This is a genomic window from Streptomyces sp. NPDC007872 (assembly GCF_042868165.1).
GTDB lineage: Bacteria > Actinomycetota > Actinomycetes > Streptomycetales > Streptomycetaceae > Streptomyces.
Map to the genome: position 1 here is coordinate 414383 of NZ_JBIAEA010000007.1, position 25418 is coordinate 439800.

Consider the following 25418-nt stretch of genomic DNA (forward strand, 5'->3'; position numbering starts at 1 on the left):
GAGTTTCCCGAGAGGCACCCTCACCATGAGCAACAACCTCCCCAAGATCGCCTGGATCGGCCTCGGCATCATGGGCTCCCCCATGTCCGAGAACCTCCTCAAGGCCGGCTACTCGGTCACCGGCTTCACCCTGGAGCAGGACAAGCTGGACCGCCTCGCCAAGGCCGGCGGCTCCGCCGCGGGCTCGATCGCCGAGGCCGTCGAGGACGCCGACGTCGTCATCACGATGGTGCCCGCCTCCCCGCAGGTCGAGGCGATCTCCTACGGCCCCGAGGGCATCCTGGAGAACGCCAGGCAGGGCGCGCTGATCATCGACATGTCGTCGATCACCCCGCAGACCTCGGTCGACCTCGCCAAGAACGCCGCCGAGAAGGGGATCCGCGTCATCGACGCCCCGGTCTCCGGCGGCGAGGCCGGTGCCATCGAGGCCGTGCTCTCGATCATGGTCGGTGGCGAGCGGGCTGACTTCGACGAGGCCCTGCCGATCCTGGAGGCCCTCGGCAAGACCATCGTGCTGTGCGGCCCGCACGGCTCCGGCCAGACGGTGAAGGCCGCCAACCAGCTCATCGTGGCGGTCAACATCCAGGCCTGCGCCGAGGCCGTGGTCTTCCTGGAGAAGTCCGGTGTGGACCTCACCGCGGCCCTCGACGTCCTCAACGGCGGCCTGGCCGGCTCGACCGTGCTGACCCGCAAGAAGGACAACTTCCTGAACCGGGACTTCAAGCCGGGCTTCCGCATCGACCTGCACCACAAGGACATGGGCATCGTCACCGACGCCGCCCGCAACGTGGGCGCCGCCCTTCCGGTCGGCGCGGTCGTCGCCCAGCTCGTCGCCTCCCTGCGCGCGCAGGGTGACGGCGGCCTGGACCACTCGGCCCTGCTGCGCGCCGTCGAGCGCCTCTCCGGCCAGCAGGTCTGACCCCGCCCCCGCTTCCCCGGGGCCCCCGATTTCCGGTCGGCGGCGGCGCTGACAACTGTCCTGTCGCGCCCAGGCGCCGCCGCCGACCGGAACACCACACTTCATTTTCAACAAACTGTTGACGTTTTTCGGAGGGCGTACCTACGCTCCTGGCACCGTCACTCAGTGCAGCTCCCGTACGGAAGGTCACGATGTCGAAGCGCGTGCTTACGACCGAGTCCGGCGCCCCCGTCGCCGACAACCAGAACTCCGCCACCGCCGGCGTCGGTGGCCCCCTCCTCCTCCAGGACCAGCACCTGCTGGAGAAGCTCGCGCGCTTCAACCGTGAGCGGATCCCGGAGCGCGTGGTGCACGCCCGCGGCTCCGGCGCGTACGGGTACTTCGAGGTCACCGACGACGTCACCGGCTTCACGAAGGCGGCCTTCCTCTCCGAGGTCGGCAAGCGGACCGAGACCTTCATCCGCTTCTCCACCGTGGCCGACTCGCTCGGCGGCGCGGACGCGGTGCGTGACCCCCGCGGCTTCGCGCTGAAGTTCTACACCGAGGAGGGCAACTACGACCTCGTCGGCAACAACACCCCGGTGTTCTTCATCAAGGACCCGATCAAGTTCCCCGACTTCATCCACTCGCAGAAGCGCGACCCGTTCACGGGCAAGCAGGAGCCGGACAACGTCTGGGACTTCTGGGCGCACTCCCCCGAGTCCACCCACCAGATCACCTGGCTCTTCGGCGACCGCGGCATCCCCGCCTCGTACCGCCACATGCACGGCTTCGGCTCGCACACCTACCAGTGGACCAACGAGGCGGGCGAGGCCTTCTTCGTCAAGTACCACTTCAAGACGAACCAGGGCATCCGCAGCCTCTCCGCCGAGCAGGCCGCCGAGCTGGTCGGCAAGGACGCCAACTCGCACCAGACCGACCTGCTCCAGGCGATCGAGCGGGGCGTCAACCCCTCCTGGACCCTCTACGTCCAGGTCATGCCGGCCGCCGAGGCGGTGGACTACCGCTTCAACCCGTTCGACCTCACCAAGGTGTGGCCGCACGCCGACTACCCGCTCCAGCGGGTGGGCCGCCTGGTCCTCGACCGCAACCCGGACAACGTCTTCGCCGAGGTCGAGCAGGCCGCGTTCTCCCCGAACAACTTCGTCCCGGGCATCGGTCCCTCGCCGGACAAGATGCTCCAGGGCCGCCTCTTCGCCTACGCGGACGCCCACCGCTACCGCCTCGGCGTGAACCACACCCTGCTGCCGGTGAACGCCCCCAGGGCGACCACGGCGCAGAACTACGGCCGGGACGGCCTCATGGCCACCCGCAACGGCTCGCGCCACGACAAGAACTACGAGCCCAACTCGTACCAGGGCCCGGCCCAGACCGACGCCGCGCTCTCCGCGCCGCTCGCGATCCACGGCTGGACCGGCACCCACGAGGCGCCCGCGCACGTCAAGGACGACGACTTCTTCCAGGCCGGCGAGCTCTACCGCCTGATGTCCGAGGACGAGAAGGCCCGTCTGGTCGCCAACATCGCCGGCAGCCTCTCCCAGGTGTCCCGCGAGGACGTCGTCGAGAAGAACGTCGCGCACTTCGCCGCCGCCGACCCGGAGTACGGCAGGCGCGTGGCCGAGGCGGTCGCCGCCCTGCGCGACTGATCCACGGCAGCACCCGAGCTGCGTACGGCACTTGACGGGAGGTCAGCGCCGTACGCGGTCCGGATCACCGGCCCGAATGAGGGGTGGCCGGTGGACCGGACAGCGTGAGGACCGCGGCGGCTCCGAGCCAGTGCGGTGGTAAGGGCGACGGCCCCCTTCCTGACCTGAAGGAAGGGACGGCCGCCCCGCCCGTCGGTACCGCCGCGGTCCCAACGCCCCCTCTCCGGAGGGGAATCCCGAGACTCCGCCCGGCGGCGCGAACGTCCTGTCGCGCCAGCCTCGCACCGTCGGGCGGTCATCAGACGGAAGAGCGCGGAACCAGGTTTACGGTCCCTGGTTCCGCGCTCTTCTTCGTTTCCCGCCGGCCGGCCCGCGCGAGGAGGAACGTCACGGCGAGCGAGGCCAGGGCGAGGAGCACCATCCCGGTCCGCGGTGAGGTGTACTGGGCGAGGGCGCCGGCCAGGGCCGCGCTCGCCCCCTGGAACGCGAGCATCCCCGAGGAGTGCAGGCCCAGGGCGTGACCGCTCGCCTCCTCCGGCACCAGGGCCATCAGCCGCTCCTGGTGCAGCAGGGTCGCCCCGTACCCCACCGCCGACACGGTCACGGCGGCGAGCGCGAGCGGCAGGCCGGGGTCGAGGGCGAAGAGGAGGAACGGGGCGGCGAGCAGCGCCTGGAGCGGGAAGCGGAGCCGGCCGCGCAGCCGCTCCGGCAGGAAGCGGCCGACGACGACGTCCCCCACCAGCATCCCGAACGCCCCGCAGACGAAGAGGAGTCCGGCGCGCTCGGGGGCGTACGGCACGAACAGCGACTCGCAGCCCACGATCAGCCCGTTGGGCACCCACAGGGCGAGGTAGCAGCGGCGGCGGGCGGGCACGGACAGGAGCAGGGCGTTGGCGCGCCGGGTCGCGGCGACCGAGGGCCGCCCTCCGGCGCGCGGCGGACGCGCGCCCAGGCCGAGGCGGGCCAGGAGGGCGGCGGCGAGATAGAGCCCTGCGCCGACGAGGACCGCGCCGCGCGGCGAGAGCAGGGCGACGAGGAGCCCGCCGGCCGCGAAGCCGCCGATCTGGCAGGCGCCGGTGGCCATGTTCGTCGCCGAGCGGCCGAGGAGGTACGCCTCGCGCGGCAGGATCTCGTTCAGGAGGCCGTACCGCACCCCACCGCCCAGCGAGGCCGCGAGCCCCTCGGTGAAGAGGACTACGAAGACCGCCCAGGTGGGCAGGGCGGGGATCGCCAGGACGGCCGTGCCCGCGGCGAAGAGGAGGGCGATCCCGGAGAGCGCGGCGCGCGGCGGCAGCCGGTCGGCGGCGGAGAGCAGTGTGGTCGCGCCGAGGAACTGGGCGAGCGAGGGCCCGAAGAGGGCGAGGGCGGAGAGGAACGGCGAGCCGGTGGTGCGCAGGACGAGGGTGGCGAGCCCGAGCCCGGCCACCGTCTGCGCGGCGGTGTGGGCGGAGCCGGTGAGGAAGAGCGGGGTGAATTCGGGGGTACGGAAGAGGGTGCGGTAGCGGGGGCCCTGACGGGTGTCGTGACGGGAGCGGTGGCGGGACATGCGGGGAGTCTCGGGGGCGCCCGGCGCATGCCGTTACCGTTTCGCGCGGGGGCGAAACCAATGCGCCCGGAGAGCGGGCGAAAGGGCGGGGGAGGGCGGCGGAATGGGCTGGTGGCGGATCGGGACCGACTCGCTCGCGGGCGGCCGTTTCGTGGTGTCGCCGCTGGCCGAGGCGATCGCCGCGCTCAAGGTCCTGCACGCGGCCGCCGCGAGCCACCCGGGCGAACGGGCCTGGCTGACCGCGGCGTTGCCCGCCTACCGCGCTCGCCTGGCGGCCGAACCGCTCGACGCCCTGCTCGTCCGGGCCGCGATCGGCCCCACCTGGAACGCGGACTTCCTGACGCCGACGCCGCTCGGCGAGGGCGAGCGCCCCTTCGAGGAGGAGGTGGAGGCCGTCCGCGCCGCCGATCCGGCCGACGCGGTGCCGCAGTTGGCCGTCGCGCTCGGCGGGCCCGTGCCGGAGCCGCTGCGTTCGGCGCGGGACCTGCCCGGGCGGATGGCGGAGGTCCTGACGTGGGTGTGGCGGGAGACGGTGCTTCCGGAGTGGCCCCGCCGGCGGCGGATCCTGGAGGCCGACGTGACGGCGCGGACCGCGCGGTTGGGGCGGGGTGGCTGGGCGGCGGCCCTGGACGAACTGGACCCGGGCCGGACGCGCTGGCTCGGCGACGGCCGGCTCCAGGTCAACGCCCGGTCCTATCCGCCGCGTTCGGTGGACGGCGGCCGTCTGCTCTTCGTGCCGGTGACCTCGGTGACGGGCTGGGTGTCCTGGGAGGGCGCGGCGCGGTTCGCGGTGGTGTACCCCTGCGCGGGCGTCCTGGCGGACGCCTCGGGCCCGGTCGTGCCGCAGGCGCTGGGCGCGCTGCTCGGACCGGGACGGGCGGGGGTGCTCGTGCGCCTGGGCACGCCGAAGTCCACCAGCCAGTTGGTGGCCCTGACCGGACAGGGCCTCGGCTCGGTGGGCCGGCACCTGAAGGTGCTGCGGGAGGCGGGTCTCGTCCGGCGGGGACGGGCGGGCCGGTCGGTCCTGTACGAGTGGACGGAGGCGGGCGCGGTGCTCGTACGGGCGCAGGGCGCGGGAGGGGCGCGGGACGCGGGAGGGACGTGAGGGGCGTGAGGCCCGGAAGGGACGTGAAGCGGCCCCCGTCCCGGTGCTCCTCGGGGCGGGGGCCGTCTCACGGCTCCGGGATCAGACCTGGAGGGCCCTGATCGCGGTCGGCGCGTGGCCGGGCTCGGTGGCCAGGTCCTCGAACTCGGTGACGTCGCTCATGTCGACCGTCTTGCTCATCGCGATGTTGGTGATGCGCTCCAGGATCGCCTCGACGACGACCGGAACCCGGTGCTCGACGGCCAGCTTCTTGGCCTGCTCCAGGGCCTCGCCCAGCTTGTCCGGGTCCTCGACGCGGATGGCCTTGACGCCGAGGCCCTCGGCGACCTTGACGTGGTCGACGCCGTAGACGCCGATCTCCGGGGTGTTGATGTTCTCGAACTCCAGGTTGACCTCGAAGTTGATGCCGAGGCCGCCCTGCGCCTGCCGGATGAGGCCCAGGTAGGCGTTGTTCACGAGGACGTGGACGTAGGGGACCTTGTGCTGGGCGGCGACCGCCAGCTCCTCGATCATGAACTGGAAGTCGTAGTCGCCCGAGAGCGCGACGACCGGGGTCTCCGGGTCGGCGGTGGCGGCGCCGATGGCGGCCGGGATGGTCCAGCCGAGCGGGCCGGCCTGGCCGCAGTTGATCCAGTGGCGCGGCTTGTAGACGTGCAGGAACTGCGCGGCGGCGATCTGGGAGAGGCCGATGGTGGTGACGTACCGGGTCTCCGGGCCGAAGGCCTTGTTCATCTCCTCGTAGACGCGCTGCGGCTTCATCGGGATGTTGTCGAAGTGCGTGCGGCGCTGGAGGGTGGCCTTGCGCTCCTGCGCGGAGGCGGCCCAGGCGGTGAAGTCGGGGAGGCGGCCGGCCGCCTTCCACTCCTTCGCGATCTCCAGGAAGAGCTCCAGGGCGGCCTTGGCGTCGGAGGCGATGCCGTAGTCCGGGGCGAAGATCTTGCCGAGCTGGGTGGGCTCGACGTCGACGTGGACGAACTTCCGGCCCTTGGTGTAGGCGTCCAGGTTGTAGCCCGTGTGGCGGTTGGCCCAGCGGTTGCCGACGCCGAGGACGAAGTCCGACTCCAGGAAGGTCGCGTTGCCGTAGCGGTGCGCGGTCTGGACGCCGACCATGCCGGCGGCCAGCTCGTGGTCGTCCGGGATGGTGCCCCAGCCCATGAGGGTGGAGATGACCGGGACGCCGGTCAGCTCGGCGAACTCGACGAGCAGGTCGGAGGCGTCGGCGTTGATGATGCCGCCGCCGGCGACGATCAGCGGGCGCTCGGACTCCAGGAGGAAGGACAGGGCCTTCTCGGCCTGGGCGCGGGTGGCGCGCGGCTTGTAGACCGGCAGCGGCTCGTACGTCTCCGGGTCGAACTCGATCTCGGTGAGCTGGACGTCGATCGGCAGGTCGATGAGGACCGGGCCGGGGCGCCCCGAGCGCATGAGGTGGAAGGCCTGCTGGAAGACGCCGGGGACCTGCGCGGCCTCCAGGACGGTGGTGGCGGCCTTGGTGACCGGCTTGGCGATGCTGGCGATGTCGACGGCCTGGAAGTCCTCCTTGTGGAGCTTCGAGACCGGCGCCTGGCCGGTGATGCAGAGGATCGGGATCGAGTCGGCGATCGCCGAGTACAGGCCGGTGATCATGTCGGTGCCGGCGGGGCCGGACGTGCCGATGCAGACGCCGATGTTGCCGGCCTTGGCGCGGGTGTAGCCCTCGGCCATGTGGGACGCGCCCTCGACGTGGCGGGCGAGCGTGTGGCCGACGCCGCCCACGTTCTTGAGCTCGCGGTAGAAGGGGTTGATCGCCGCGCCGGGGACGCCGAACGCCTGGGTGACGCCTTCGCGCTTGAGGATCTCAACGGCCGCTGCGGCGGCGGTCATACGAGGCATGGGAGTGCTCCTGCTTCGGCCGGGCGGAACCGGGCGGGCTTCCCTCTCGTCTCGGAGGTTCACCGCTCGTTTCCGTAATACGGAAAAGCTGTTCTGCTATGTGGAAGCAATGTAGGTGGGGTGGCGAAGAACCGTCAAGGGAGGTCCGCGTGCCGGAACGGTTCGGGGGCGGTTCGAGGACGGTTCGGAGGCGTTTCCGGGCGGCCGAAGTGGCCGAACACCCTCCCCCGGCGTGGGGGATGGGTGGACGATGGGAGCGGACGACAGGGGGTTGGACCGTGGGCGATTCGGTACCGGTGCGCTGCCCGGAATGCCTGAGCACGCAGGCGTACGCGGCACCCGTCTTCCCCTGCGCGTGCGGGAGCCCCGTGGCCCCGACGGTGGCGGCGGACGCGGTGGCGGAGCCGATCACGCACCGGAACTGGACGGACGCGTGGGTCACCGTCCGCTGCGGCGCCTGCGGCCGCGAGGACGACTGGCCCCACCCGGAGCTCGGCTGCCAGTGCGGCGCGGTCCTGCGGGTACCGGTCCGGACGGCGGACACTCCGGGCGCTCCGGGCGCTCCGGGCGCTTCGAGTACTCCGGATGCTCCGGGTGCTCAGGGTGCTCAGGACGGTCCGGACGCGGGCCCGTACCCCGGCGCGGCCCCGCCCCGGACGGCGGGTCCCGGCGCGAGCGGGCACGGTCCGGGCCCGTCCCGGCCGGACGGCCCGCACCAAGGCTTCTCCGGTACGGAATCCGGCTGTACGGACCCAAGCCGTACGGGCTCCGGCGACGCCGGCCCCCGGAGGCCCGGAGTGCCGCCGCGCGCGAAGCCGTACCGTCCGTTCGCCGAGCGCTACCCCGCGCACGTCCCGCCGCCGCCCGCGGCCCCGGCCCCGGTGCGGGGCGCCTTCCGGCCCGTGACGATCCGGACCGGGCGGGACGCGGTGGCCGCAGCCGCCGGGTACCTGCGCTGGCTCGGCTTCCGGGACGTCGTCCAGCCCGAGGAGCGGCCCCCGTCCGGGGTGGACCTGCGGGCGCCGGGGCTCGTCGCCCAGGTGGACCCGAGCACCCGTCCCACCGGGCCGCGGGCGGTCGAGTGCCTCTGGCTCAACGGTCTGAGCGCCTCGGCCACGAGCGTGTTCTTCTCGCTCGCGGGCTACACCCCGGAGGCCCGTGCGCGCGCAGCCGAGATCGGGCTCCCGCTCTTCGTCCTCGACCTGACCGGCACCCCGCAGCCGGTCAACCGCGCCGCCGACGGCCTGGCCGCGGGCGGCGCCTGACCCCGCGCCCGCGCTCCTCCGCGCCCGCGCCCGGCGCCCGGTCTCGCCGGAGCGCGCCCCCGGCCTCCCCCCACAACACCTCGGCATCCGAAATCGGCCATTCACGCGTGAGGAGCACACTCCACCGGGCACAACTCCCTTGGGGGGTGGGCGTCATGCCGACGGGGATGTGGTGGTTCATCGGAGCGGCCTGGACCCAACTCCTGCTCGCCGCCGCGCTGATGCGAACGTGCAGCCGGGAGAGCGGGGCGCCGGACGCGGACGCCGTGCCGGCGCCGCAGGCGCTCGCGCTGCTGCGCGGCGGGCGGCGGGCGGCCGTCACCGTGGCGCTCGTGGCGCTGCACCAGCGCGGAGCGGTCGCGGCGGGCCGCAAACATACGATTCGGGCCAACGGCGGACCGGGCCGGACCCGCGACCCCGTGCAGCTCGGGGTGCACGGGGCGCTCCGCCGGGCCCTCGCCCTGGGGGACCTCACCCAGCGCCCCGAGACGCGGCGGCCCGTGGACGCGCTGAGCGGCGAGCTGCGCGGGGCCGGGCTGCTGCGGCCGGTCGCGCAACTGTGGGTGGTGCGGGCGCTGCTCGGCTGCGTCGTCCTGACGGTCCTCGTGGGGCCGTTCGCGACCGGGGCGGCCGGCGCGGACCTGCCGGGGGTCCTCGCGGTCGGGGTTCCGCCGGTCCTCGGGGCGGTGGCGGTGCTGCTGCGGCTGCCCGTCACGACCGGCGCGGCGCGGCGGCTGCTCGCCGGGCTGCGGGAGCGGTACCCGCTGCCGGCCCACCGGCGGGAGGTGACGGACGGGCGCCTCGTCCAGCTCTACGTGGCGCTGTACGGGGACCCGGCGCTCGCCCTGTTCCTGCCCCGCTTCTCGCGGGACGGCGGGCTGCTCGACCGGCCCGGGGACGCCGACCGGAACCGGCCGCCGCCGGGCGGCGCCGTCCGCCCCTGAGGGGCGCGCCGCACCCGTCCCGGGGTCCCGGGCCATACTGTCGTATGCGCATCAGAGCGGCCGTCGCGGCCGAACTCCCGCTGCTCCAGGACATCGAGCGGGCGGCGGGCGAACCGTTCCGCTCCCTCGGCATGGCGGCGATCGCCGACGACGACCCGCCGTCCCTGGAGGCCCTGGAGGCGTACCGCCGGGCGGGCCGGGTCTGGGTCGCGGTGGACGAAGCCGACCGCCCGGTGGCGTACCTGCTCGCCGAGGCGGTCGACGGCGCCGCGCACGTCGAGCAGGTGTCGGTGCATCCGGACGCCGCCCGCCGGGGCGTCGGCCGGGCGCTGATCGAGCACCTGGCGGCGGTCGCCCGGGAGGAGGGCCTGACGGCGCTGACCCTGACGACCTTCGCCGAGGTGCCCTGGAACGCCCCGTACTACGCCCGGCTCGGCTTCCGCCCGCTCGCCGGCTCCGACCCGGCGCTCACGGAGGGCCTGCGCGCGATCGCCCGCGCGGAGGCGGCCCACGGCCTGGCGGCCTGGCCCCGCGTCTGCATGCGCAGGGATCTCACCGACGCCTCCTGACCGCGCCCCTAGCCTTCCGCGTACCGCTCCCGCAGCTCCACCTTCCGCACCTTCCCGCTCACCGTCATGGGGAACTCCGCGAGGATCTCCACCCGGCGCGGGACCTTGTAGTGGGCGAGGCGGTCGCGGCAGAAGGCGGTGATCTCCTCCGGGGTGGGCGGGTCGGCCGGGTCGCGCGGGATCACGCAGGCCAGGATCTCCTCGCCGTACCGCTCGTCGGGGACGCCGACCACCTGGACGTCCGCGATCTTGGCGTGGCCGTGGAGGAACTCCTCGATCTCGCGCGGGTAGACGTTCTCCCCGCCCCGGATGATCATGTCCTTGATGCGGCCGACGATCCGCACGTAGCCGTCCTCGCGCATCACCGCCAGGTCGCCGGTGTGCATCCAGCGGCCCGGGTCGATCGCCTCGGCGGTCTTCTCCGGCTCGTCCCAGTAGCCGAGCATCACGCCGTAGCCGCGGGTGCACAGCTCCCCCGCCGCGCCGCGCTCCACGGTCAGTCCGCTCGCCGGGTCGACGACCTTCACCTCGACGTGCGGCAGGACCCGGCCGACGGTGCCGGTGCGGCGCTCCAGGTCGTCGTCGCGGCGGGTCTGGGTGGAGACGGGGGAGGTCTCGGTCATGCCGTAGCAGATCGACACCTCCGCCATGTTCATCTCGGTGACCACCCGCTTCATCACCTCCGCCGGGCACGGCGAGCCCGCCATGATCCCGGTGCGGAGGGTGGAGAGGTCGTACGCCGCGAAGTCGGGGAGGTTCAGCTCCGCGATGAACATCGTCGGCACCCCGTACAGCGAGGTGCAGCGCTCCTCCTGGACCGCCCGGAGGGTGGCGGCGGGGTCGAAGGAGGGGGCGGGGATCACCGTGCAGGCGCCGTGCGAGGTGGCCGCGAGATTGCCCATGACCATGCCGAAGCAGTGGTAGAACGGGACCGGGACGCAGATTCGGTCCCGCTCGTCGTAGGCGATCGTCTCCCCGACGAAGTAACCGTTGTTGAGGATGTTGTGGTGGGAGAGCGTGGCCCCCTTGGGGAAGCCCGTGGTCCCCGAGGTGTACTGGATGTTGACGGGCTCGTCGCAGGAGAGCGGCTCCGGACGCAGCTCCCCGGCCGTCCGGGTGAGGAACGCGTCCCAGCTCGCGTCCCCAAAGTACACCGTCTCGCGCAACCCCGGGCATTCTCCCCGCACTTGCTCGACCATCGCCCGGTAGTCGCTCGTCTTGTGGGCGAGCGAGGCGAAGAGCAGGGAGACGCCCGACTGGTTCAGCACGTACGCCAACTCGTGGGCGCGGTACGCCGGGTTGACGGTCACCATGACGGCGCCGATACGGGCGGTGGCGTACTGGACGAGGACCCACTCCGGACAGTTCACCGCCCAGACGCCGACCCGGTCGCCCTTGCGGACGCCGCTGCCGAGCAGCGCCCCGGCGAGCCGGTCCACGTCCGCGCCGAACTCCGCGTACGTCCAGCGGCGTCCGGTGGGGACGTCGACGAGCGCCTCGCGGTCGGGCCAGGCGGCGACGGCCCGGTCCAGGTTGGCGCCGATGGTGTCGCCGAGGAGCGGGGTGGTGGAGGTGCCGTGGGCGTACGCGATCTCCTTCGGCGTGCTCACGCGAGGTCCCCTTCCGTGTACTCGGTGCCGCCGCCCTCGGCGGTGAGGCGGCGCAGCTCCACCCGGCGGATCTTGCCGGAGACGGTCTTGGGCAGGTCGGCGAACTCGATCCGCCGGATCCGCTTGTACGGGGCGAGGACCGCGCGCGAATGCGCGAAGAGGGCCTGCGCGGTCTCCGGGCCCGGCTCCCAGCCCGCCGCGAGGACCACGTACGCCTTGGGGACGGCGAGCCGCAGCGGGTCGGGGGCGGGGACGACGGCGGCCTCGGCGACGGCCTCGTGCTCCAGGAGCGCGCTCTCCAGCTCGAACGGGCTGATCTTGTAGTCGGAGGCCTTGAAGACGTCGTCGGACCGCCCGATGTAGGTGATGTAACCGTCCTCGTCCCGCGCTCCGATGTCGCCGGTGCGGTAGTGACCGCCGGCCATCGCCTCCGCCGTGCGCTCCGGGTCGCCGTGGTAGCCGGCCATCAGGCCCACCGGGCGGTCGGACAGGTCGAGGCAGATCTCGCCCTCGTCGGCGTCCGGGCGGCCGGTCACCGGGTCGACCAGGGTGACCCGGTAACCGGGGCTGGGGCGGCCCATGGAGCCCTCCTTGAGGCGCTGGCCGGGGCTGTTGGAGACCTGGACGGCGGTCTCGGTCTGGCCGAAGCCGTCCCGGACGGTGGTGCCCCAGGCGCGTCGGACGGCCTCGATGACCTCGGGGTTGAGCGGTTCGCCGGCGGCGACGACCTCGCGCGGCGGGGTCTTGAGCTGCCCCAGGTCGGCCTGGATCAGCATCCGCCACACGGTCGGCGGGGCGCAGAAGCTGGTGATGCCGTTCCGCTCCATCTCGTCCATGAGGCGGGCCGGGTCGAAGCGCGTGTAGTTGTGGACGAAGACGGTCGCCTCGGCGTTCCACGGGGCGAAGAGGTTGGACCAGGCGTGCTTGGCCCAGCCGGGCGAGGAGATGTTGAGGTGCACGTCGCCGGGCTTGAGCCCGATCCAGTACATGGTGGCGAGGTGGCCGACCGGGTACGAGGTGTGGGTGTGCTCGACCAGTTTGGGGCGGGCGGTCGTGCCGGAGGTGAAGTACAGCATCAGGGTGTCGTCGGCGAGGGTGTCGCCGTCCGGCTCGAAGTCGGCGGACGCGCGGGCGGCGGAATCGCGGGCGGCGGGCTCGTACTCCAGCCACTCCCCCGTCCCGTCGCCGCCGACCGCGATCCGGGTGTAGTCGCCGGGGACGTCGTCGAACTTGGCGGTGTCCCCGGCGCGCACGAGGACGTGGCGGGCGCGGCCCCGGTCGACGCGGTCGCGCAGGTCGGCGGGGCCGAGGAGCGGGGTGGCGGGGATGACGACGGCCCGCAGCTTCATCGCGGCGAGGACGGTCTCCCACAGCTCGACCTGGTTGCCGAGCATGACCACGATCCGGTCGCCGGCGCGCACGCCCAGGGACCGCAGCCGGTTCGCGACCCGGTTCGAGCGGGCGGACATCTCCGCGAAGGACGCCTTCGTCTCGGAGCCGTCCTCCTCGACGATGTGCAGGGCGGTGCGGTCGTTGCCCTCCGCGACGACGTCGAACCAGTCGAGCGCCCAGTTGAACCGCTCGGGCCGGGGCCAGGCGAAGCCCGCGCGGGCCGCCTCGTAGTCCTCCCGGTGTGCGAGGAGGAAGTCCCGGGCGGCCCGGAACTCCTCGGTCGCGCTGGTTGCCGTCATGTGTCCTCCTCGTTGCGGGACCGGTCACGGACATCGTGTAATCAGTGACCCGGGTCTCACTACCCCCGTTCGGGGGTGAACCGGCGGACACCCCCTGGGGCTGACGGGGTTGGCGGCCATGAAGGAGAGCACGGTGCGCGAGCACGTCGAATCGTCGGTGGAGCTGCGCGGGGCGCTGCTGAGGCTGCGCCGCGCCACCGGGCTCCCGGTGGTCTTCGGGGGGCTGCTGCACGAGACCCGGGGGCTGCGGATCGGGGAGCTGAACGGCGCGGCGACGCCGGCCCTGCACGGGCTCGCGATCTCGGCGGGGTCCGGTCTCGGCGGGAAGTGCCTGGCGCTGGGGCGGCCGTGCGCGGTGACGGACTACCGCTCGGCGCGGCACATCACCCACGAGTACGACGGGCCGGTGTCGGCGGAGGGGCTGCGGTCGGTGATCGCGGTGCCGGTCGTCGTGCGCCGGAAGGTGCGCGGCGTGCTGTACGGGGCGCTGCGCGACGCGCTGCCGGTCGGCGAGCGGGTCTTCGACGCGGCGGTCGCGGCGGCCCGGGACGTGGAACAGGCGCTCGCGGTACGGGACGAGGTCCGAGAACTCCTGGCCCCGCCCCCGCCGGGCCCCTCCTGGGAGGAGGTCCGGCAGGCGTACGGCGAACTGCGCGCACTGGCCCCGAAGGTCGCGGACCCGGAACTGCGCGAACGGCTCCTCGCGGTCTGCGGCCGCCTGGAGACGGCCTCCGCCTTCCCCGCCTCCCTCCCGGGCGTGACCCTCACCCCGCGCGAGACGGACGTCCTGGCGGCGGTGGCCTCGGGCGCGACGAACGCGACGGCGGCCGCGCGGCTCGGGCTGCGCCCCGAGACGGTGAAGGGCTATCTGCGCTCGGCGATGCGGAGGCTGGGGGCGCACACCCGGATGGAGGCGGTGGTGGCGGCGCGGAGGGCGGGGGCGCTGCCGTAGGGCGCCCTTACGGCTCCGGGGGGCTCAGGACTCCAGGAAGTCGAGGAGCACCCGGTTCCACTCCGCCGCGTGGCTGACGTTCACGCCGTGCGGGCCGCCCGGGACCAGGTGGACGCGGCTGTGGGGCAGCGCGTCGCGGGTCCGGGCGCCGGAGCCCTCGAACGGGACCGTGGCGTCGCCGTCCCCGTGCAGCACCAGGGTGGGCAGCGTGCCGAACTTCCCCAGGTCGTCGCGGAAGTCGGTGGTGCCGAAGAGCCCCATGCACGCCAGGGCGGCCTTCTTGTCCGCCTGGTCGCACAGGGCGCGGGCCTCGCGGAGCTGTTCCTCGGTGACCTTCAGTTCGCCGTCGGCCGAGAAGAAGTCCCGCATGAACCCGTCGTAGAACGCGTCCTGGTCCTTGGTGAGCGAGGCCCCCATCTTCGCGGCCTCCGTCTTGGTCAGGGGCCCGTCGGGGTTGCCGGAGGTCTGGAGCATGTAGGGCGTCACGGCGGAGGCGAGGACGACGCCGCGCAGCCGGTCCGTGCCGTACGAGGAGACGTAGCGCGCCACCTCGCCGCCGCCCATCGAGAAGCCGACCAGCGTGACGTCGCGCAGGTCCAGCTCGGTCAGCAGGGCGTTCAGGTCGTCGGCCAGCGTGTCGTACGTGTAGTTCAGGACGGGCTTGTCGCTGCGGCCGAACCCCCTGCGGTCGTAGGTGACCACGCGGTACCCGGCTTCGGCGAGGGCCGGCACCTGGTACTTCCACGACTCGCCCGACAGCGGCCAGCCGTGGATCAGGACGACCGGCCGGCCCGGCCCGCCGGTGTCGTCCACGTGCAGTGCGGTGTCGCGGAACAGCCCGTGGTGGGCGGTGATCTCGGCCATGCGCGGTTCCTCCCGGAATGCGGTAGAGGTGACCTCTGTTACCCGCGCCTTCCGGTCCGATGCGCGCGCCGCCTTCCGTTTCCCCCGATCAGAACAGTGCCTGGACCGCGTACAGCCCGCCGAGGGTCGTCGCGAGGGTGCCCAGGAGGAGGCGGAGGGCGGTTTCGGGGAGGTGGGGCTGGAGGCGGGCGCCGAGGTAGCCGCCGATCAGGCCGCCCAGGCCGCAGGCGAGGCCCAGGGCCCAGTCCGGGGCGGCGGCCTCGGTGGTGGTGAGGGAGAGCAGGGCGAAGGTGGCGGCCCCGACGACGGAGGTGGTGAAGGTGGCGGCGAGGGCGGCCGGGGCCACGCGGGCGACGGGGACGCCCCGGCCCGCCAGGACCGGGCCGAGGAGGGAGCCGCCGCCGATGCCGTAGATCCCGCCCACCACCCCGACGGCCAGGGCGAGTCCGGTGACGGTGCGGGGCGAGGGCTCGGCGGCGGGCCGCTTCCGGGCGGGGCGCAGGGTGCGGACGCACAGCCACACGCCCAGGGGCAGCAGGAGCGCGGCGATGAGGGCGCGGAAGACGGTGGGGCCCGGGAGGGCGAAGACGCGCACGACGGCGCCGATCACCACCCCGGGGAGCGTGCCCGCCACCAGGTGCCGGACGAGCGGTCCGCGCAGGGCGCCCGTCCTGCTGTGGCGCCACAGGGCGCCGGGGCCCGCGACCACGTTGAACAGCAGGTTCGTCGGGGTGACGGACGGGTTCGGCACGGCGAAGACGCTGAGCTGGACCGGGAGCAGGAACACCGCACCCGACACCCCGGCCGGGGCGGTCACGACGGAGATCAGCAGCCCGGCGGCCACCCCGCCGAGGAGCGTCGTCCAGTCCACCGTGTCCCCCACCGTTCCGAGATCGTCCGGACAGTATCCGGTCCGGACGGGACCTGGGTCCCGTCCGGCGGATCGGGGTCGGGCGGGCCCTACCCCTCCACCGCGTACGGCACGAACGTGCTGGTGTGTTCGTCGACGGCGAGGGTGCGGCCCAGCGGGGGGACCGCCCGCTGGGGGCAGTCGAGGCGTTCGCAGACGCGGCAGCCCATGCCGATCGGGGTGGCGGCGGCCCTGTTGTCGAGGTCGAGGCCGTCGGAGTAGACGAGCCGGGAGGCGTGGCGCAGTTCGCAGCCGAGGCCGATGGCGAAGGTCTTGCCGGGGTCGCCCCAGCCGCCGCGGTGGCGGGTCACCGTGCGGGCGGTCCACAGGTAGCGCTGTCCGTCGGGCATGGCCGCCACCTGGACGTGGATGCGGCCGGGGGCGGCGAAGGCCTCGTAGACGTTCCAGAGGGGGCAGGTGCCGCCGGCGCGGGAGAAGTGGAAGCCGGTGGCGGACTGCCGCTTGGACATGTTCCCGGCCCGGTCCACCCGGACGAAGGAGAACGGGACCCCGCGCAGGCGCGGGCGCTGGAGGGTGCTGAGGCGGTGGCAGACGGTCTCGTAGCCGAGTCCGAAGCGGTCGGTGAGCCGCTCGATGTCGTAGCGCGTCTCCTCCGCGGCGGTGTGGAAGGCGCGGTACGGGAGGACGAGCGCGGCCGCGAGGTAGTGGGCGACGCCGATGCGGGCCAGGGACCAGGTGCGGGAGCCCTCCTCGTAGTCCTCGGAGGCGTACGCGGAGAGCAGGGCGTCCTGTTCGAGCAGGGCGAGCTGGGTGGCCATGCGGAAGGCCTGCTGGCCGGGGCGCAGCCGGGGCGAGAGGTGCAGGATGCGGGCGGCGGGGTCGTAGCGGTGGAGCTGCCGGTCGGCCTCGGCGTCGGCGGCGATCCGGACGCCGTGGCGCTCGTCGAGCCGGGCGGCGAGGGCCCGGCGCACCTCGCCGGGGCGGACGCCGATCTCCTCCGCGAGTTCCTCGGCGGCGAGGTCGGCGTCGTGGAGGTAGTTGCGGCGCCGGTAGAAGAACTCGCGGATCTCCTCGTGCGGCGTGCGGGCGCGCGCCGCGTCCGGGGCGGGGGAGTCGTCGCGGTCGCCGGTCAGGGCGGCGAGGCGCTCGGTGAGGGCCTGGCGGCCGCGGCCGAGGTCGAGGAGGACGGCGGCCACGTGCGGGAGGCGGGAGGCGAGTTCGGCGAGGTCGGCGGCGGAGAGGGCGGCGCGGTCGAGCTCGTCGGCGAAGGTCTCGCGCAGGTCGGCCAGGAGCCGGCCGGTGTCCCGCTCGGAGAAGAAGTCGGGGTCGACGCCGAACGACTCGGTGACCCGCAGGAGGACGGGGACCGTGAGGGGGCGGGTGTCGTGCTCCATCTGGTTCAGGTAGCTGGGCGAGATCCTGAGCACCCTGGCCAGGTCCGCCTGGCTCAGCCGGCGCTCCTCGCGCAGGCGTCGCAGCCGGGCCCCCGCGTAGATCTTGCTCACGGCCGTTCTCCCTCGGGTCGTACGTGGGGCACACCCTAGGTCAATCCGCGTCCGCACGGGGCTTCGCAAACTTGGCAGAACCGGGTCGGAAGATTCGCAGAAGTTGGCACGCGGCCATGGTTGATGGCACGGAGTGCCACTGCGAAAGTCGAACCACGGCCCGCCGTGCCCCACCAGGAGGCGGAGTTCGGGGCGCGGCTCATGCCCTGACGTCGTAGGACCCGGTCGTCTCCGCCCGGGGCCCGGCGGGCCGCCCGTCACCTCGCACGGAGCTTCGCGAGCCTTCGCGGGACTTCGCAAAGTTCGACACTCCCCGGGAGAGACCATCATGGCGCAGGCAGGAAACCAGGCGGCCGAAGAGCTGGCGCGGCGGTGGGCCACGGACCCCCGCTGGAAGGGGATCGAGCGCACCTACGGCGCCGAGGACGTCGTCCGCCTCTCGGGCAGCGTCCGCGAGGAGCACACCCTCGCCCGGCGCGGCGCGGAGCGCCTGTGGCGGCAGTTGCACGAGCTCGACTACGTCCACGCGCTCGGCGCGCTGACCGGCGGCCAGGCCGTGCAGCAGGTCCGGGCCGGGCTCCAGGCGATCTACCTGTCCGGCTGGCAGGTCGCCGCCGACGCCAACCAGGCCGGCCACACCTACCCCGACCAGAGCCTCTACCCGGTCAACTCGGTGCCGCAGGTGGTCCGCCGGATCAACAACGCGCTGCTGCGCGCCGACCAGATCGCCACCGCCGAGGGCGGCACCGACACGACCGACTGGCTCGCGCCGATCGTCGCCGACGCCGAGGCCGGGTTCGGCGGTCCGCTGAACGCCTTCGAGCTGACCAAGGCGATGATCGCCGCCGGTGCGGCGGGCATCCACTACGAGGACCAGCTCGCCTCGGAGAAGAAGTGCGGCCACCTCGGCGGCAAGGTGCTCGTGCCCACCTCGCAGCACGTCCGCACCCTCAACGCGGCCCGGCTCGCCGCCGACATCGCCGGCACCCCGACCCTGATCATCGCCCGCACCGACGCCCTCGCCGCCACCCTGCTCACCAGCGACATCGATGAGCGCGACGCCCCCTTCGTCACCGGCGAGCGCACCGCCGAGGGCTTCTACCACGTCCAGAACGGCATGGGCCCCGTCATCGCCCGCGGCCTGGCCTACGCCCCGTACGCCGACCTCATCTGGGTCGAGACCGGCACCCCGGACCTGGCGCAGGCCCGCGAGTTCGCCGAGGCGATCCACGCCGAGCACCCCGACCGGATGCTGGCGTACAACTGCTCGCCGTCCTTCAACTGGAAGGCGGCCCTGGACGACGACCAGATCGCCAAGTTCCAGCGTGAACTGGGTGCCATGGGCTACAAGTTCCAGTTCATCACCCTGGCCGGCTTCCACTCGCTCAACCACGGCATGTTCGACCTGGCCCGCGGCTACGCGGAGCACGGCATGACCGCGTACGTGGACCTCCAGGAGCGCGAGTTCGCCGCGCAGGAGCACGGCTTCACCGCCGTCAAGCACCAGCGCGAGGTCGGCACCGGCTACTTCGACCTGGTCTCCACCGCCGTCAACCCCACCTCCTCCACGACCGCGCTCGCCGGGTCCACGGAGGAGGAGCAGTTCCACTAGGGCCTCCCGCGCCGCGGGGGCGGGTGTCCACGTCACCCGTCCCCGCACCCCTCCCCGCACCACCCCGCTCCTCCGCTCCCCCTCAGGAGACACCGATGACCACCAGCGCCGTCCCGACCCGCCAGGTCCGCGTGCTCGCGGCCCCGGGCGACCGCCACGACGAGATCCTCACCGCCGACGCCCTGGACTTCGTCGGCCGTCTCGCCACCGCCTTCACCGAGCGCCGGCGGTGGCTCCTGAAGGAGCGGCGCCGGCAGGCCATCCGGCTCGCCACCGGCTCGCCGCTCGACTTCCCGCTCACGACCTCCGCCGTGCGCGCCGACCCGGGCTGGCGGATCGCCCCGCCCGCGCCCGGACTGGCCGACCGCCGGGTGGAGATCACCGGCCCGCCGGAGCGGCGGGCGGCCGTCGACGCGCTCAACTCCGGTGCCCGTGTGTGGATGGCGGACTTCGAGGACGCCACCGCGCCCACCTGGGAGAACGTGATCGGGGGGCAGATCGTCCTGCTCGACGCGATCGGACGGCGCCTGGACTTCACCACCGACGAGGGCCGGGAGTACCGGCTCCGCGAGGGCCGGCTCCCCACGATCGTGGTCCAGCCGCGCGGCTGGCACCTCGACGAGGAGCACCTGGAATTCGACGGCGGCCCGGTGCCGGCCGCGCTCGTCGACTTCGGCCTGTACTTCTTCCACTGCGCCCGGCGGCAGATCGACGCCGGGTACGGCCCGTACTTCTACCTCCCCAAGCTGGAGAACCGGTACGAGGCGCGCCTCTGGAACGACGTGTTCCTCCTGGCCCAGGAGCTCCTGGACGTCCCCCGGGGCACCGTCCGCGCCACCGTCCTCGTCGAGACGATCACGGCCGCGTTCGAGATGGAGGAGATCCTGCACGAGCTGCGGGAGCACAGCTCCGGGCTCAACGCGGGCCGCTGGGACTACCTGTTCAGCCTGATCAAGACGTTCGGCCACCGCTCCGACTTCCTGCTGCCCGACCGGGCGAAGGTGACGATGACGGCGCCGTTCATGCGGGCGTACACCGAGCTGCTCGTGCGGACCTGCCACCGGCGCGGCGCCCACGCGATCGGCGCCATGGCCGCCCAGGTCCCCGCCGGGGACCCGGCGGCGCACGAGGCCGTGCTCGCCGCGGTCCGCCTGGACAAGGAGCGGGAGGCGGAGGACGGCTTCGACGGCTCGTGGGTGGCCCACCCGGGTCTGGTGCCGGTCTGCCGCGAGGTCTTCGACGGGGTCCTCGGGGATCGCCCGCACCAGCTCGACCGGACCCGCGAGGACGTGCGGGTGACGCCCGGGGACCTGCTCGCGGTGCGGCGGATCGGCGGCCCGCCGACCGAGGAGGGGGTCCGCGCCAACATCGCCGTGGTGCTGCGCTACTACGACGCCTGGATCCGGGGCCGGGGCGCCGTCGCCCTGGACGGTCTGGTGGAGGACGCCGCGACCGCCGAGATCGCCCGCGTCCAGATCTGGCAGTGGCTCCGGCGCCGGGTCCTGGAGCGCGACACCGTCCTGGAACTGCTCGACCGGGAACTGGCCGCGCTCGGCGCCGAGTTCCCCTGGGCGGCGCTCGACGAGGTGCGGGAGCTCTTCGAGAGCACCGCGCTCGCCGCCGAACTGCCCCTCTTCTTCACCCCGGAGGCGTACTCCCGCCACCTCGTCCGGACCGTCGCGACCGCGGACGTGACGGTGTGAGCGGCGGCGCGGGGGCCGGTACGGGTCCCGGTCCGGGCGGCGGCATCCGGCGCGTCGGGGTCGTGGGCGGCGGGCAGATGGGCGCGGGCATCGCGGAGGTGTGCGCGCGGGCCGGGCTCTCCACCGTGATCTGCGAGGCCGACCGCCCGGCGGCGCGCGCCGCCCGCGAGCGCGTCGCCGTCTCCCTCGAACGGGCCGTCCGGCGCGGCAAGCTGGACCGCCCCTCCGCCGAGGCGGCGCTCGACCGGATCACGGCCACCGCCGAACTGTCCGACCTCGCGGACCGGCAGCTCGTCGTCGAGGCGGTCGTCGAGGACGCCGCCGTCAAGACCCGGGTGTTCACCGCGCTCGACAAGATCGTCACCGACCCGGCGGCGGTCCTCGCCACCAACACCTCCTCCCTGCCCGTCATGCGGCTCGGCATGGCCACCGAGCACGCCGACCGGGTCGTGGGGCTGCACTTCTTCAACCCCGTGCCCGTGCTGCCGCTCGTGGAGATCGTCACGACCCTCCACACCTCGGCGGCGACGACGGCCGCGGTGACGGAGTTCGCCACCGTGACCCTGGGCAAGACCGCCATCGGCTCCCGCGACCGGGCCGGGTTCGTCGTCAACGCCCTGCTCGTCCCGTACCTGTTGTCCGCGATCCGGATGACGGAGTCGGGCTTCGCCACCGCCGCGGACGTCGACCGCGGCATGGAGCTGGGCTGCGCCCACCCGATGGGGCCGCTGCGGCTGGCGGACCTGATCGGGCTCGACACGGTCGCCTCCATCGCGGACTCGCTGTACGAGGAGTTCAAGGAGCCGCTGTACGCCCCGCCGCCGCTGCTCCTGCGGATGGTGGAGGCGGGGCTGCTCGGCCGGAAGACCGGCCGGGGGTTCCACGTGTACGACCGGGCGGAGACGCCCGGACGGCCGGTCTGAGGGGACCGGCGCCCGCCGCCGGGGAAGGGGCCCGGTCGAAGGGCCCCGGGAGAGGACCCGGCGGCGGTACGGCGAGGGGCCGGGGACGGGTGGTGCCGTCCCCGGCCCCGCTGCCGTGCGCCCGCCCCGCGTGCCCCACGCCCCGCTGCCGTGCGCCCGCCGCACGCGCCCGCCCCGTCCGTCCACCCCGAACGTCCGTCCCCCACGCCCCGCGCCTCCCGCCCGCCCGGCCGGTCGTTCACCCGCACGTCCCATCCCCTCGTCCGAATGGCGAGATACCCGCCCCCGCTCCCGGGGCGGACCCCGTAGTCTGGCCGGGCAACTGGTTCGCCCCGTCCGCCAGGCGGGACGCGTCGTAAGAGGGAACCCGGTGGGAATCCGGGACTGCCCCGCAGCGGTGAGTGGGAACGACCGCCGTCATACGCACTGGGCCCGGGAAGGGTCTGGGAAGCGACGGCCAGTAGGAGTCGCGTACAGCGCGACGTGCCCGCGAGTCCGAAGACCTGCCCGTTGCCCGCACGCGGACGATTCCGCGCGCGGACATCCCGGTGACCTCGAGGGCGGGTCGGCGTACACACCGACGGACGACCGCGCCCCGTCGCGCGCACCCGTACCGTCCGGTCCGTCGCCCCTTCGCGTCCTCGTCCCGTCCCCGGGACCTCAGGGATTCATCTCGCGAAGGAGATCTCCGTGACCACGAAGTCCGCAGCCGCGGCAGCACGGGCCACCGTGTACGGCCACCCCCGTCAGGGCCGGGACCGGGAGCTGAAGAAGGCGATCGAGGGCTACTGGAAGGGCCGCGTCACCGCCGGCGCCCTCCGGTCCACCGCCGCCGAACTGCGCCGCACGCACTGGCGGCAGCTCGCCGACGCCGGCGTCCACGAGGTGCCGACCGGCGACTTCTCGTACTACGACCACGTCCTGGACACCACCGTCATGGTGGGCGCGATCCCGGCCCGGCACCGCGAGGCCGTCGCCGCCGACGCGCTGGACGGCTACTTCGCCATGGCGCGCGGCACCCAGGACGTCGCTCCGCTGGAGATGACGAAGTGGTTCGACACCAACTACCACTACCTGGTGCCGGAGCTGGGCCCGGACACGGTCTTCTCGGCCGACTCCTCGAAGCAGGTCGCGGAGCTGAGGGAGGCCCTCGCCCTGGAGCTGACGGCCCGTCCGGTCCTCGTCGGACCCGTCACCTACCTGCTGCTCGCCAAGCCCGCGCCCGGCGCGGCCGCCGGCTTCGACCCGCTGACCCTGCTCGACCGGCTCCTGCCGGTGTACGCGGAGGTCCTCGCCGACCTGCGCGCGGCCGGCGCCGAGTGGGTGCAGCTCGACGAGCCCGCGCTCGTCCAGGACCGGACCCCGGCCGAGCTGAACGCCGCCGCGCGCGCCTACCGCGACCTCGGCGCGCTCACCGACCGGCCCCGGCTCCTCGTCGCCTCGTACTTCGACCGGCTCGGCGACGCCCTGCCCGTCCTGGCCGAGGCGCCCGTCGAGGGCCTCGCGCTCGACTTCACCGGCCCGGCCGCCGCCCACCTGGAGGGGCTCGCCGCCGTCGGCGGACTGCCCGGGAAGCGGCTCGTCGCCGGTGTGGTGGACGGGCGCAACATCTGGGTCAACGACCTGGAGAAGTCGCTGGCCACCCTCGGCACCCTCCTCGGCCTGGCCGACCGGGTCGACGTCTCCGCCTCCTGCTCCCTGCTCCACGTGCCGCTCGACGCGGCGGCCGAGAAGGACGTCGACCCGCAGATCCTGCGCTGGCTCTCCTTCGCGAAGCAGAAGACCGCCGAGATCACGACGCTGGCCAGGGGCCTGTCGCGGGGAACCGACGCGATCGCCGGCGAACTGGCCGCCAACCGCGCCGCCCTCGCCTCCCGCGCCGGCTCCCCCATCACCCGGAACCCGGCCGTGCGGGCCCGCGCCGGGGCCGTCACCGGGGCCGACGCCCGCCGCTCGCAGCCGTACGCCGAGCGGGCCGCCGCCCAGCGCGCCCACCTGGGCCTCCCGCTGCTCCCGACCACCACCATCGGCTCCTTCCCGCAGACCGACGAGCTGCGCGCGGCCCGCGCCGACCTGCGGGCCGGCCGGACCGACACGGCCGGGTACGAGGAGCGGATCAGGAACGAGATCCGGGAGGTGGTCGCGTACCAGGAGAAGACCGGTGTCGACGTCCTGGTGCACGGCGAGCCCGAGCGCAACGACATGGTGCAGTACTTCGCCGAGCAGCTCGACGGCTACCTCGCCACCCGGCACGGCTGGGTCCAGTCGTACGGCACCCGATACGTCCGCCCGCCGATCCTGGCCGGTGACATCTCGCGGCCCGAGCCGATGACGGTGCGCTGGACCTCGTACGCCCAGTCCCTCACGTCCAAGCCCGTCAAGGGGATGCTGACGGGCCCCGTCACCATGCTCGCCTGGTCGTTCGTCCGCGACGACCAGCCGCTGGGCGAGACCGCCCGGCAGGTCGCCCTCGCCCTGCGCGACGAGGTGAACGACCTGGAGGCGGCCGGCACCTCCGTCATCCAGGTGGACGAACCGGCGCTGCGCGAGACGCTGCCGCTGCGGGCCGCCGACCGCCCGGCGTACCTCGACTGGGCGACGGAGGCGTTCCGCCTGGCCACCGGCGGGGTGCGGCCGGACACCCAGATCCACACCCACATGTGCTACGCCGAGTTCGGGGACGTCGTCCAGGCGATCGACGACCTCGACGCCGACGTCATCAGCCTGGAGGCGGCCCGCTCCCACATGCAGGTGGCCCGGGAGCTCGCCGCCCACGGCTATCCGCGCGAGGCCGGCCCCGGCGTCTGGGACATCCACTCGCCCCGGGTGCCGAGCGCCGGGGAGGCGGCCGCCCTGCTGCGCACCGGCCTGGAGGCCATCCCCGCCGAGCGGCTGTGGGTCAACCCGGACTGCGGTCTGAAGACCCGCGCCTGGCCGGAGACCCGGGCCTCCCTGGAGAACCTGGTCGCCGCCGCCCGCACCGTGCGGGAGGAGCTGTCCGGCTCGTGACGGCGTCCGCCGCCGGGTCCGGGGCCGCGCGCCCCGGACCCGGCGGTCCGGGCCTCAGACGCGCTGGGCGATCTGGATCAGGTTGCCGCAGGTGTCGTCGAGGACGGCGGTGACGACCGGGCCCATGTCCACGGGCTCCTGGGTGAAGCGGACCCCGAGCCCGCTCAGCCGGGCGAACTCGGCGCGCACGTCCTCCACGGCGAAGGAGGCGGCCGGGATGCCGTCCCCGGCCAGGGCGTCCTTGTACGGTTTGACGGCCGGGTGGGCGTCGGGCTCCAGGAGCAGTTCGGTGCCGTCGGGGTCCTCCGGCGAGACCACGGTCAGCCAGCGGTGCTCCCCGATCGGGACCTCCTCCTTCTTCACGAAGCCCAGCACGTCGGTGTAGAAGCGCAGGGCCTTGTCCTGGTCGTCGACGAAGACGCTGGACAGGTGGATCCTCATGGCGTGTTCTCCGGCTTCTCCGGCACGAGCCATCGCGTCGCGATGCGCTCCAGCGGTTCGGTGTTCAGGTCGTGGAACTTGTAGCGCCCCTCGCGCCGCGTGACGACGAGGCCCGCGGCTTCGAGGACGGCGAGGTGCTGACTGACAGCCTGCCGGGACATGCCGAGGCCGTGCCGGGAGGCCAGTCGGGCGCATATCTCGAACAGGGACTGGCCGCTCCGTTCGACGAGCCCGTCGAGGATGAGCCTGCGGGTCGGGTCGGCCAGCGCCTTGAAAACGTCGTCCGTCACCCCGCCAGCATAGGCAAGCATTCACTTGCCTATCAAGTCGAGCGGCCCCGGCCGCCCCGTCACCGCTACGCGCGCGTAGCGTGG

General features: G+C 73.6%; 20 protein-coding genes and 1 riboswitch. Of the genes, 11 read left to right on the top strand and 9 right to left on the bottom strand.

Annotated features, from left to right (window positions below; translation table 11 throughout):
- The first annotated feature begins 25 nt into the window (after positions 1–25).
- Together ACFYNX_RS25835 and ACFYNX_RS25840 are read left to right on the top strand one after the other, a co-directional pair.
- On the top strand, positions 26–919 hold the full coding sequence (locus tag ACFYNX_RS25835; protein ID WP_365549762.1) for a 2-hydroxy-3-oxopropionate reductase: 894 nt from the start codon (positions 26–28) through the stop codon (positions 917–919).
- A 191-nt stretch (positions 920–1110) separates the two neighbouring features.
- Positions 1111–2565: a catalase gene (locus ACFYNX_RS25840; RefSeq protein WP_125664790.1), complete on the top strand. Its 1455-nt coding sequence runs from the start codon at positions 1111–1113 to the stop codon at positions 2563–2565.
- A 298-nt stretch (positions 2566–2863) separates the two neighbouring features.
- Here ACFYNX_RS25840 and ACFYNX_RS25845 read toward each other — a convergent pair whose 3' ends face one another.
- Entirely contained in the window at positions 2864–4111 is a 1248-nt protein-coding gene (locus ACFYNX_RS25845) for an MFS transporter (RefSeq protein WP_388664486.1), read from the bottom strand.
- A gap of 103 nt (positions 4112–4214) precedes the next feature.
- Here ACFYNX_RS25845 and ACFYNX_RS25850 point away from each other — a divergent pair, with 103 nt between their 5' ends.
- Positions 4215–5216 carry an ArsR family transcriptional regulator gene (locus ACFYNX_RS25850; RefSeq protein WP_388664488.1) on the top strand — a complete coding sequence of 334 codons (1002 nt, stop codon included), beginning with the start codon at positions 4215–4217 and terminating at the stop codon, positions 5214–5216.
- A gap of 81 nt (positions 5217–5297) precedes the next feature.
- Here ACFYNX_RS25850 and gcl read toward each other — a convergent pair whose 3' ends face one another.
- Entirely contained in the window at positions 5298–7085 is a 1788-nt protein-coding gene (gene gcl / locus ACFYNX_RS25855) for a glyoxylate carboligase (RefSeq protein WP_365549771.1), read from the bottom strand.
- A gap of 797 nt (positions 7086–7882) precedes the next feature.
- Between gcl and ACFYNX_RS25860 the strand changes: the two genes are divergently transcribed.
- From ACFYNX_RS25860 to ACFYNX_RS25870, 3 genes are all read left to right on the top strand, one after another.
- Positions 7883–8350, top strand: a complete 468-nt coding sequence (locus ACFYNX_RS25860; RefSeq protein ID WP_365549774.1) for a hypothetical protein — start codon at positions 7883–7885, stop codon at positions 8348–8350.
- A gap of 155 nt (positions 8351–8505) precedes the next feature.
- The gene (locus ACFYNX_RS25865; RefSeq protein WP_388664491.1) at positions 8506–9294 is read left to right on the top strand and encodes a TIGR04222 domain-containing membrane protein; all 789 of its coding nucleotides are present in this window, start codon (positions 8506–8508) and stop codon (positions 9292–9294) included.
- A 44-nt stretch (positions 9295–9338) separates the two neighbouring features.
- On the top strand, positions 9339–9863 hold the full coding sequence (locus tag ACFYNX_RS25870; RefSeq protein WP_365549779.1) for a GNAT family N-acetyltransferase: 525 nt from the start codon (positions 9339–9341) through the stop codon (positions 9861–9863).
- An 8-nt stretch (positions 9864–9871) separates the two neighbouring features.
- Here ACFYNX_RS25870 and ACFYNX_RS25875 read toward each other — a convergent pair whose 3' ends face one another.
- Together ACFYNX_RS25875 and ACFYNX_RS25880 are read right to left on the bottom strand one after the other, a co-directional pair.
- The gene (locus ACFYNX_RS25875) at positions 9872–11473 is read right to left on the bottom strand and encodes an AMP-binding protein (RefSeq protein ID WP_388664493.1); all 1602 of its coding nucleotides are present in this window, start codon (positions 11471–11473) and stop codon (positions 9872–9874) included.
- Positions 11470–13164: an AMP-binding protein gene (locus ACFYNX_RS25880; protein WP_388664495.1), complete on the bottom strand. Its 1695-nt coding sequence runs from the start codon at positions 13162–13164 to the stop codon at positions 11470–11472. The genes ACFYNX_RS25875 and ACFYNX_RS25880 overlap by 4 nt, the downstream gene beginning before the upstream one ends.
- A 118-nt stretch (positions 13165–13282) precedes the next feature.
- On the opposite strand from ACFYNX_RS25880, the gene ACFYNX_RS25885 reads away from it, so the two are divergent.
- Positions 13283–14116, top strand: coding sequence for a response regulator transcription factor (locus ACFYNX_RS25885; RefSeq protein WP_388664497.1), 834 nt, complete (start codon positions 13283–13285; stop codon positions 14114–14116).
- A 24-nt stretch (positions 14117–14140) separates the two neighbouring features.
- Here the strand turns inward: ACFYNX_RS25885 and ACFYNX_RS25890 are convergent, their stop codons facing one another.
- The 3 genes from ACFYNX_RS25890 to ACFYNX_RS25900 form a co-directional block, all read right to left on the bottom strand.
- A complete protein-coding gene (locus ACFYNX_RS25890) occupies positions 14141–14980 on the bottom strand; it encodes an alpha/beta fold hydrolase (RefSeq protein WP_388664499.1) in 840 nt (279 codons plus the stop codon).
- Between the two features lie 88 nt (positions 14981–15068).
- Positions 15069–15851, bottom strand: coding sequence for a TSUP family transporter (locus ACFYNX_RS25895; RefSeq protein ID WP_388664560.1), 783 nt, complete (start codon positions 15849–15851; stop codon positions 15069–15071).
- Between the two features lie 89 nt (positions 15852–15940).
- The gene (locus tag ACFYNX_RS25900; RefSeq protein WP_388664501.1) at positions 15941–17356 is read right to left on the bottom strand and encodes a short-chain fatty acyl-CoA regulator family protein; all 1416 of its coding nucleotides are present in this window, start codon (positions 17354–17356) and stop codon (positions 15941–15943) included.
- Between the two features lie 328 nt (positions 17357–17684).
- Here ACFYNX_RS25900 and aceA point away from each other — a divergent pair, with 328 nt between their 5' ends.
- The 4 genes from aceA (at position 17685) to metE (ending at position 24603) form a co-directional block, all read left to right on the top strand.
- Positions 17685–18968 (top strand): isocitrate lyase, encoded by a 1284-nt coding sequence (gene aceA / locus ACFYNX_RS25905; RefSeq protein ID WP_388664503.1) that lies wholly within the window; start codon positions 17685–17687, stop codon positions 18966–18968.
- 95 nt (positions 18969–19063) lie between these two features.
- Positions 19064–20671: a malate synthase A gene (aceB, locus tag ACFYNX_RS25910; RefSeq protein WP_388664505.1), complete on the top strand. Its 1608-nt coding sequence runs from the start codon at positions 19064–19066 to the stop codon at positions 20669–20671.
- Positions 20668–21594: a 3-hydroxybutyryl-CoA dehydrogenase gene (locus ACFYNX_RS25915; RefSeq protein ID WP_388664507.1), complete on the top strand. Its 927-nt coding sequence runs from the start codon at positions 20668–20670 to the stop codon at positions 21592–21594. The genes aceB and ACFYNX_RS25915 overlap by 4 nt, the downstream gene beginning before the upstream one ends.
- 306 nt (positions 21595–21900) lie before the next feature.
- Positions 21901–22120: riboswitch (cobalamin riboswitch) on the top strand.
- A 164-nt stretch (positions 22121–22284) separates the two neighbouring features.
- On the top strand, positions 22285–24603 hold the full coding sequence (gene metE, locus ACFYNX_RS25920) for a 5-methyltetrahydropteroyltriglutamate--homocysteine S-methyltransferase (RefSeq protein ID WP_388664509.1): 2319 nt from the start codon (positions 22285–22287) through the stop codon (positions 24601–24603).
- Positions 24604–24657: 54 nt separating this feature from the next.
- Here the strand turns inward: metE and ACFYNX_RS25925 are convergent, their stop codons facing one another.
- A complete protein-coding gene (locus ACFYNX_RS25925) occupies positions 24658–25044 on the bottom strand; it encodes a VOC family protein (protein WP_383318988.1) in 387 nt (128 codons plus the stop codon).
- A complete protein-coding gene (locus ACFYNX_RS25930; protein WP_365549809.1) occupies positions 25041–25334 on the bottom strand; it encodes a metalloregulator ArsR/SmtB family transcription factor in 294 nt (97 codons plus the stop codon). The genes ACFYNX_RS25925 and ACFYNX_RS25930 overlap by 4 nt, the downstream gene beginning before the upstream one ends.
- Positions 25335–25418: the final 84 nt, after the last annotated feature.